Raw genomic sequence first — 6,900 nt, forward strand, 5'->3', positions numbered from 1 at the left:
GAGCTTCTGAAGATCGATCTCCTCAGGCTCGCGCGACGCCTCGCCCCCACGATGAGCCGACGCCCTCGACTACTGCAACAGATGCCGGCGTCGGCACCCGGCGTCGACGGTTCCAAGACTGACCACCCGACACACCCGACCGACTCACGCTCAAGGCCGCCCCTCGCTCGGCACCTCCGACGCCTTGCTCAACTCCGCCATCAGAATCCGCGCGATTTCGTTCGCGGGTGCGCGGCCATCGGGCGCCGACGCCGTCGTTGTCCACGTGACGATGGTCGTTTTCGTCGCCGGGTCGTAGCCCATGAACGTGTTGAAGCCGGGTATCTCGCCGGTGTGCCCGTAGAACGTGCCGAATCTGGCGAGGCCGAGGCAGTAACTCGCGGCCATCGGATCGGACGGCTGGAGCGACTGACAACTCGCGAGCCGTTGCGCCTGAAGATCGGCGTTCAGATAGCCGCCACCCACCAACCGCTGCGCGTAAGCCGCCAGTTCCTTGATGGTGGAAATCCCCGAGCCGGCGGTCCAGGCCCACGAGGTGTTCACGGACGTGACGTCGGTGGGTTGCAGCGTCCCGTTCTTCGCGGCCGCCTGTTGCGCGGGGGGCAGCGCGTCGCTATCGACCGTCTCCACATTGGTGCCCCACCGGTAGCCATGCGGCGCCGGCGCGCTCAGCGCTGTATTGTCCTGCGGCGGAAGAAACGTATCGGTCAAACCGAACGGAGTAAAGAGGCGCGCTTTGATTGCATCCGCGGCGCTCATTCCTGTCAGCCGCTCGATGATGAGCCCAAGCAACACCGTATTCGTATTCGAGTAGCGAAAGTCGGTACCCGGCGGGAAGTACACCGGCTGGTTGTACGCGATGTCGAGCAGCTCGCTCGTGGTCCACACCTTGTTCGGCTGCGCGTCGAGCGTCTGGTTGAACGCGACGCTGGTCGAGTAGTTGTACAGGCCGCTGCGCATCGCCAGCAGTTCCTCGATCGTGATGTTCTCGCCATTCGGCACGTTCGCAATGTACTTGCTGACGGGGTCGCTCAGTGCCAACTTCCCTTCTTGCACGAGTTGCAGAATCACCGTGCCAGTCCAGGTCTTGGTCACGCTGCCGACGCGAAAGTGCGCGTTGGTCGGAATCGGTGTGCTGGTGCCCCTGACTGCGGTGCCGAACGATTCGAGCCAGTCGCCATGCGGCGATTGCACATACACCACCGCGCCCGGTGTCATCGTGTCCGCGAGCAATGCTTCGATCTGCGGGCGCGCCGTGGTCGCGAATGCAGGCTCGCTCGATGTGAGCGAGTCACCGCTGCAAGCTGCCACCGTGACGGCTATGCCGACTGCCAACGCGAGCGCCGGGACCCGGCCACAGATAACCCGTGCTATCAACAGAATAAAGCGGGAAGTTGCCATTGCGTATTCCCCTTCTTGTTGTGGGACCAACGTCCTGGTGGCGACTGAGAGGCCAGTACCGCATGCTGAACCGGGTATCGCGGGCGCACTCAGTATGAGCGAACAACCCCGCAAGATCCCGCTGTACAGATGTTTCCATGTCCTACGGCCTCTTGCTTCTGTTTCAACCGTGCTGAACAACTATAGGACGTCGATCGTGTATCAGGTGTGCGATTCACCTCGGCCGGAATCAACTCGCGCAACACCAAGTACCCACTACGCACTATGCGATCGTTCACTCTCTATCGGAGCCGGGCTCGCTGATCGCGAATCCGGCCGTCTCGCGAAGCGCGCGCAACATCGCCCGCGCGCCTGGCGACAACTTCTCGCCTCGCCGCGTGACGATGCCGGCAGGCCCCAGCTTCAGATCGAAGTCGAATCGCAGCGGTTCGAGCGCGCCGGTCGCGCAATACGGCTGCACCGGTTCGCGCGCGAGCGGCGCGACCATGTCGCTGATCTGCAAAAGACTGGTGATGACCGGTAGCGACGAGGTTTCGACCACATCGGTCGGCAACGCGAGTTGCCGTTCGAGAAAGAGTCGCGTGAAGCGATTGCGCATCACATTACCCTGCGGCGGCAGGATCCAGCTCTGCGACGCCAACTGGTTCCAGCTCAGCTTGCGGGTTTTCGTCAGTGGATGGCCGGCGCGCACGAACAGCGCATGCTGCGCGAGGGCAAGCGGCTCGTAGTGAAGTTCCGCGAGGTCGTCGGGGCTGCGGATGCGCGCGACGATCATGTCGAGCCTGCCCTCCTGGAGCCGCTGCACCAGCGCTTCGCTGAACTCCATCTCGATCTTCACGCGAATCTGCGGAAAGCGCCGCTTGAGCAGCGCGACGGCCTGCGGGATCAGATTGGTCGCCGCGGTGACCTCGGTGCCGATCAGCGCTTCGCCCGTCAGCCCGGCCTTCAGCGCGGACACCTCGTCGTACGCGTGCCGCAACTCCTGAAGCACGCTGCGCGCATGGCGGATCAGCACCTCCCCGTACCAGTTGGGCTCGACGCCGCGCGGATGCCGCTCGAACAGCGGCACGCCCATCGTCTCCTCCAGCTCGCGAAGCAATTTGGTGGCGGCGGGCTGCGTCATATGCGCGGCGTCGGCCGCGTGCAACACCGAGCGGTGCTCGTCGAGCCGAACCAGCAGGTTCAATTGACGGGTTTTGAGACGCGTCGGATCGAAGCGCTCGACTGCGGTCGTGTCGATGCCAGACATGTATTCCATATTCATATAAGTGGCTCGATATTCTTCATTATAAGAGCATAACGCCGAAGCCTACTATGGCACTCACAGACCGGCGTCACCGCGCGGCCGGCTGAATTGAAAGCCATCGAAGGCCATCGAAGCACACGGCCATACTGGAGACGAAGCAACAATGAATACCCGTACCGCAGACATCCCCCCGGAAGGCATCAGTACCGACGAGTTCCTCGGCCGCGTCGACAAGGTTCGGGCCGCGCTCGACAAGGCGGGACTGGTCGGCCTGCTCGCGTTCGGCGATTGCTGGCGCGGCGCCAACATCAGCTACTTCACGGAGTTTCGGCCGCTCGACGGCGTCTCGGACATCGCGAACGCGATCCTGCTTTTGCCGGTCGACGGCGAGCCAACGCTGTTCGTGTCGGACCAATGTCTGGACTATGCGAGCAGTGTCACCGCATTCGAAGTGCGCAGTCTGCGAGAAGTCACCCAGCAGGTGCACGCGTTTTCGGGACGGCATCGCCGGGGCGCCGTTGGGCTTGCCGGCGCTGCGTACATTCCGGCCGACCTGCTCAAACGCCTGGAGGCCGGTCTCGGTGAACTGACGCTCGCGCCGACGATGGTGCTGGCCGAGATCAAGGCGATCAAAAGCGATGCGGAAGTCGCGCTATTACGCAAGGCCGCCGCGCTGACCGACTCGGCGATGGCCGCGATCCGCGACGCGCTTGCCGACGGTCGTCCGTACACCGAACGCGAACTCGCGCTGATCGCCGACCGGGCGATGCTGGCGGGCGGCGCCGAGCGCACCGCATTCGATTCGATGGTGCAATCGGGCCCGCGTTCTGCGTATAACCTCGCGCGGCCCACCGATCGCATCCTGCAACCGGGCGACCTGATCATGACCGACATCGGCGCCCGTTATCGCGGCTACGTGGCCGATGGCGGACGCGGCTTTACTTATGGTCCCGTGGCGCCGGAGAAAAAGGCGATCGTGGCGGCCGCGGCGCGCGCCGTCGAAGCGGGTCTTGCCGCGGCGCGTCCCGGCATGGCCGCGATGGAACTCAATGCGGTGATCCAGCAGGCGCTCGTCGAGTCGAACTACGAGCGCTTTTCGAGCGAGGCGCGCGGTCACGGCACCGGTCACGGCACTGGCATGGACCCGGAAGAAGAAGCGCCGTGGATCGGGCCTGGCAACGCTACCGTGCTGCAGGAAAACATGGTGTTCACGCTGAAGGCGACGATCACCGTGCCGAACGTCGGCGGCCTGCGTACCGAGCGCATCGTCAGGCTGAAGGGCGACGGTGTCGAAACGCTCGATCAGTTTCCGATGGAGCTTCATTGGTGAGCCGGTAGCGGCACCCGCGGTTCAAAACACAGCATCCCTATCAGGGAGGAGACATGCAAACATCACCCGCTTTATCCGACATCCCGCCCGGGGTCGACCCGAAGGCCGTCAAACGCGTGCTGATTGCTTCGGTCGTCGGCACCGCAATCGAGTGGTACGACTTTTTCCTGTACGCGACCGCATCCGCACTGGTATTCGCGAAACTGTTTTTTCCGTCGTTCGATCCGGTGGTCGGCACGATCGCGGCATTCGGCAGTTTCGCGGTCGGCTACCTCGCGCGGCCGTTCGGCGCCGTGTTTTTCGGGCACTTCGGCGATCGCATCGGGCGCAAGGCCACGCTGGTCGCGACGCTGTCGATCATGGGCGTCGGCACGTTCGTGATCGGCCTGTTGCCGACCTATGCGTCGATCGGCGCATGGGCGCCGGTGCTGCTGGTGACGATGCGATTCCTGCAAGGTCTCGGCGTCGGCGGCGAATGGGGCGGTGCGGTGCTGATGGTGGTCGAGACGGCGCCCGCTGGTAAACGCGGCTTCTTCGGCGCATTTCCGCAGCTTGGCGTACCAATCGGACTGATGTTGTCGACGGCCGTCTTCAAGACTGTGGCGAGCCTGCCAGCGGACGCGTTTTATTCGTGGGGATGGCGACTGCCCTTTCTTCTGAGTGTCGCGCTGATCGCGATCGGCCTGTTTATCCGGCTGCGCGTGATGGAGTCGCCGGTTTTCGAACAGGTGAAGGCGAGCCGTCAGATCGTGAAGGCGCCGCTGATCGAATTGCTGCGGCGTCATCCGAAAGACCTCCTGCTGACGATCGGCACGCGGTTCGCGGTCGACATCACGTTCAACGTCATCAACGTGTTCGTGCTGGTGTACGGGACGACGCGGCTCGGCCTTTCGCGCGGGCTGCTACTGAACGCGATCATCGCCGGCTGCGCCGTCGCGCTCGTCACGCTGCCGCTGTTCGGCAAGCTGTCCGACCGGATCGGGCGCCGCAGCGTGTTTTTGCTCGGCTCGGTATTCGTCGCGATCTACGGCTTCGCGTTTTTCCCGTTGCTCGAAACCCGCAATCCGACGCTGATCGTGCTTGCCTATATCGGCGGCATCGCGTTGAGCCAAGCCTCCGTGTATGGCGTGCAGTCGACGTGGTTCGCCGAGTTGTTCGGCACCCGCGTACGCTACACCGGCGCATCGCTGCCGTATCAGATCGCCGGCATCGTCACCTCGGGACCGGCGCCGCTCATCGCGACGTACCTGTTCGCCACCTTTGGCCATACCGCGTCGATATCAGGCTATATCGCGGTCACCGCGGTGCTGAGTCTCGTGTGCGCATGGTTCCTCGCCGAGACGTTCAAACGTGATCTCGCCGCGGACATGGACGGCGATGGCGCCGAACAGGCGCTTGGCGATCGCTCTCACGCACATTCACCGCATCCGCTCGCAAGATGAGCAGTCGCGTCTGCTGACGCCTGCGCCCGCCGGGGACGATCCGTCCTCGGCGGGCGTCATCTATTTTCCGTTCCTGCCCTCCAGCGAACCCGTCCGGCCGCCTCCCGCCCGCACCGTTCCCCCGCCCATCACATCCGCACCTCTCCGTAAAAATCCCTAGTCATCCCCTCGGTGTATCGATTTAGTATATCGATACACCAAGCTGAATCACCACAAACGATACGAATCCGGAGACACCGCATGCCCTCGATTTCCCGGCGCAAATTCCTACAACTCACGTCCGCCGCGTCGGTCGCCGCCGCGGCCGGTTCGTTGCCGACCCTCGCGCGTGCCGCGGCGCCGATCGCGCTGCGCGTTTCGTCGTCGATGGTCGCGGACCAGAACGCATCGCACTACGTCTGGTATCAGAACTTCGCGGCCAATCTGAAGGCAAACGTCGGCGACGCGATCCGTATCGACTACTTTCCGAACAACCAGCTCGGCAATGAAAGCGACGTCGTGCAGCAGGTCAAGATCGGCTCGATCGACATGATGGTGACCGGCGCGTCGATCTGGGCCACGCTCGCACCGGAAATCGGCATGCTCGACATGGGCTATCTGTTCGACAGCTTCGCGCATGCGAACAAGGTCCTCGACGGCCACGTCGGCGCCGCGCTCGCCAAGATCCTGCAGGACCGCTCGGGCTGCCAGATCCTCACGTGGACGTCGCAATTCGGCGCACGCAATGTGTTCACGAAGAAGCCGGTTCAGTCGCTCGCGCAATTCAAGGGCACCAAACTTCGCGTGCTGCCGACGCCCGCCTTCATCGAAACGTTCAAGGCCATGGGCGCGGTGCCCACGCCGATTCCGTTCGGCGAGCTTTATATGGCCGCGCAAACCGGCGTGGTCGACGGACTCGAGCACGACCCGGCAACGGTGCTGTCCGGCAAGTTCTATGAAGTGGTCAAGTCGTGCTGGCAAACCCAGCACAACTTCAGCCCGCTCGTCGTCGTGATCGGCAAGCGCTCGATGAGCAAGATCCCCGCGGAACTGCGCCCCGGCTTCCTCAAGGCGGTCCAGGACGCGAGCCTGAAGCAGCGCCCGATCGCCGACGAAAAAGTCGCGCTGGCTGAGAAAGCGCTGAAGGAGCACGGCATGACGTTCTTCCCGATGGCCCCAGCCGAGCGCGACAGCGTGCGTCATCAACTGCAGAGCACGCTCTACCAGAATTTCGCGAAGCAATATCCGGCAACCGCGCCGCTGTTTCCGGAAGTCGCCGCGGCGAGGGCCTGACCGATGAACGCGCTTGCCACCAGTCAGACGCCCGACGGGACCGCCCACGCCGCGCCAGGCTTGGCGTTCGATCGTGGGACGCGCTGGGGGCCAAGCCTCGAGCGCCTCGTGCGATGGACCGAATATCTGTCGGCGCTGGTGCTTGCCGCCGATGTCGCGGTGGTATTCGTGTCGGTCATCTACCGTTACTTCCTTCACGATCCGGTCGA

Annotated in this window: 5 protein-coding genes and 1 pseudogene; 4 read left to right on the forward strand and 2 right to left on the reverse strand. The window is 63.7% G+C overall.

Annotation, left to right across the window (positions count from 1 at the left end):
• Positions 1-150: 150 nt before the first annotated feature.
• Together VGH68_RS22455 and VGH68_RS22460 are read right to left on the reverse strand one after the other, a co-directional pair.
• A complete protein-coding gene (locus tag VGH68_RS22455) occupies positions 151-1,401 on the reverse strand; it encodes a serine hydrolase domain-containing protein (RefSeq protein ID WP_331605912.1) in 1,251 nt (416 codons plus the stop codon).
• Positions 1,402-1,675: 274 nt separating this feature from the next.
• Complete coding sequence (locus VGH68_RS22460) at positions 1,676-2,665, reverse strand: LysR substrate-binding domain-containing protein (RefSeq protein WP_331605913.1); 990 nt, start codon at positions 2,663-2,665, stop codon at positions 1,676-1,678.
• Between the two features lie 145 nt (positions 2,666-2,810).
• Between VGH68_RS22460 and VGH68_RS22465 the strand changes: the two genes are divergently transcribed.
• From VGH68_RS22465 to VGH68_RS22480, 4 genes and pseudogenes are all read left to right on the forward strand, one after another.
• Complete coding sequence (locus VGH68_RS22465) at positions 2,811-3,977, forward strand: Xaa-Pro peptidase family protein (protein WP_331605914.1); 1,167 nt, start codon at positions 2,811-2,813, stop codon at positions 3,975-3,977.
• A gap of 53 nt (positions 3,978-4,030) precedes the next feature.
• On the forward strand, positions 4,031-5,419 hold the full coding sequence (locus tag VGH68_RS22470) for an MFS transporter (protein ID WP_331605915.1): 1,389 nt from the start codon (positions 4,031-4,033) through the stop codon (positions 5,417-5,419).
• Positions 5,420-5,659: 240 nt separating this feature from the next.
• The gene (locus VGH68_RS22475) at positions 5,660-6,691 is read left to right on the forward strand and encodes a TRAP transporter substrate-binding protein (protein WP_331605916.1); all 1,032 of its coding nucleotides are present in this window, start codon (positions 5,660-5,662) and stop codon (positions 6,689-6,691) included.
• Positions 6,692-6,694: 3 nt separating this feature from the next.
• Positions 6,695-6,900 (forward strand): annotated as a pseudogene (locus VGH68_RS22480) (C4-dicarboxylate ABC transporter permease); the annotation flags it as partial.

Origin of the sequence: Paraburkholderia sp., from assembly GCF_036488505.1 — a bacterium.
GTDB lineage: Bacteria > Pseudomonadota > Gammaproteobacteria > Burkholderiales > Burkholderiaceae > Paraburkholderia.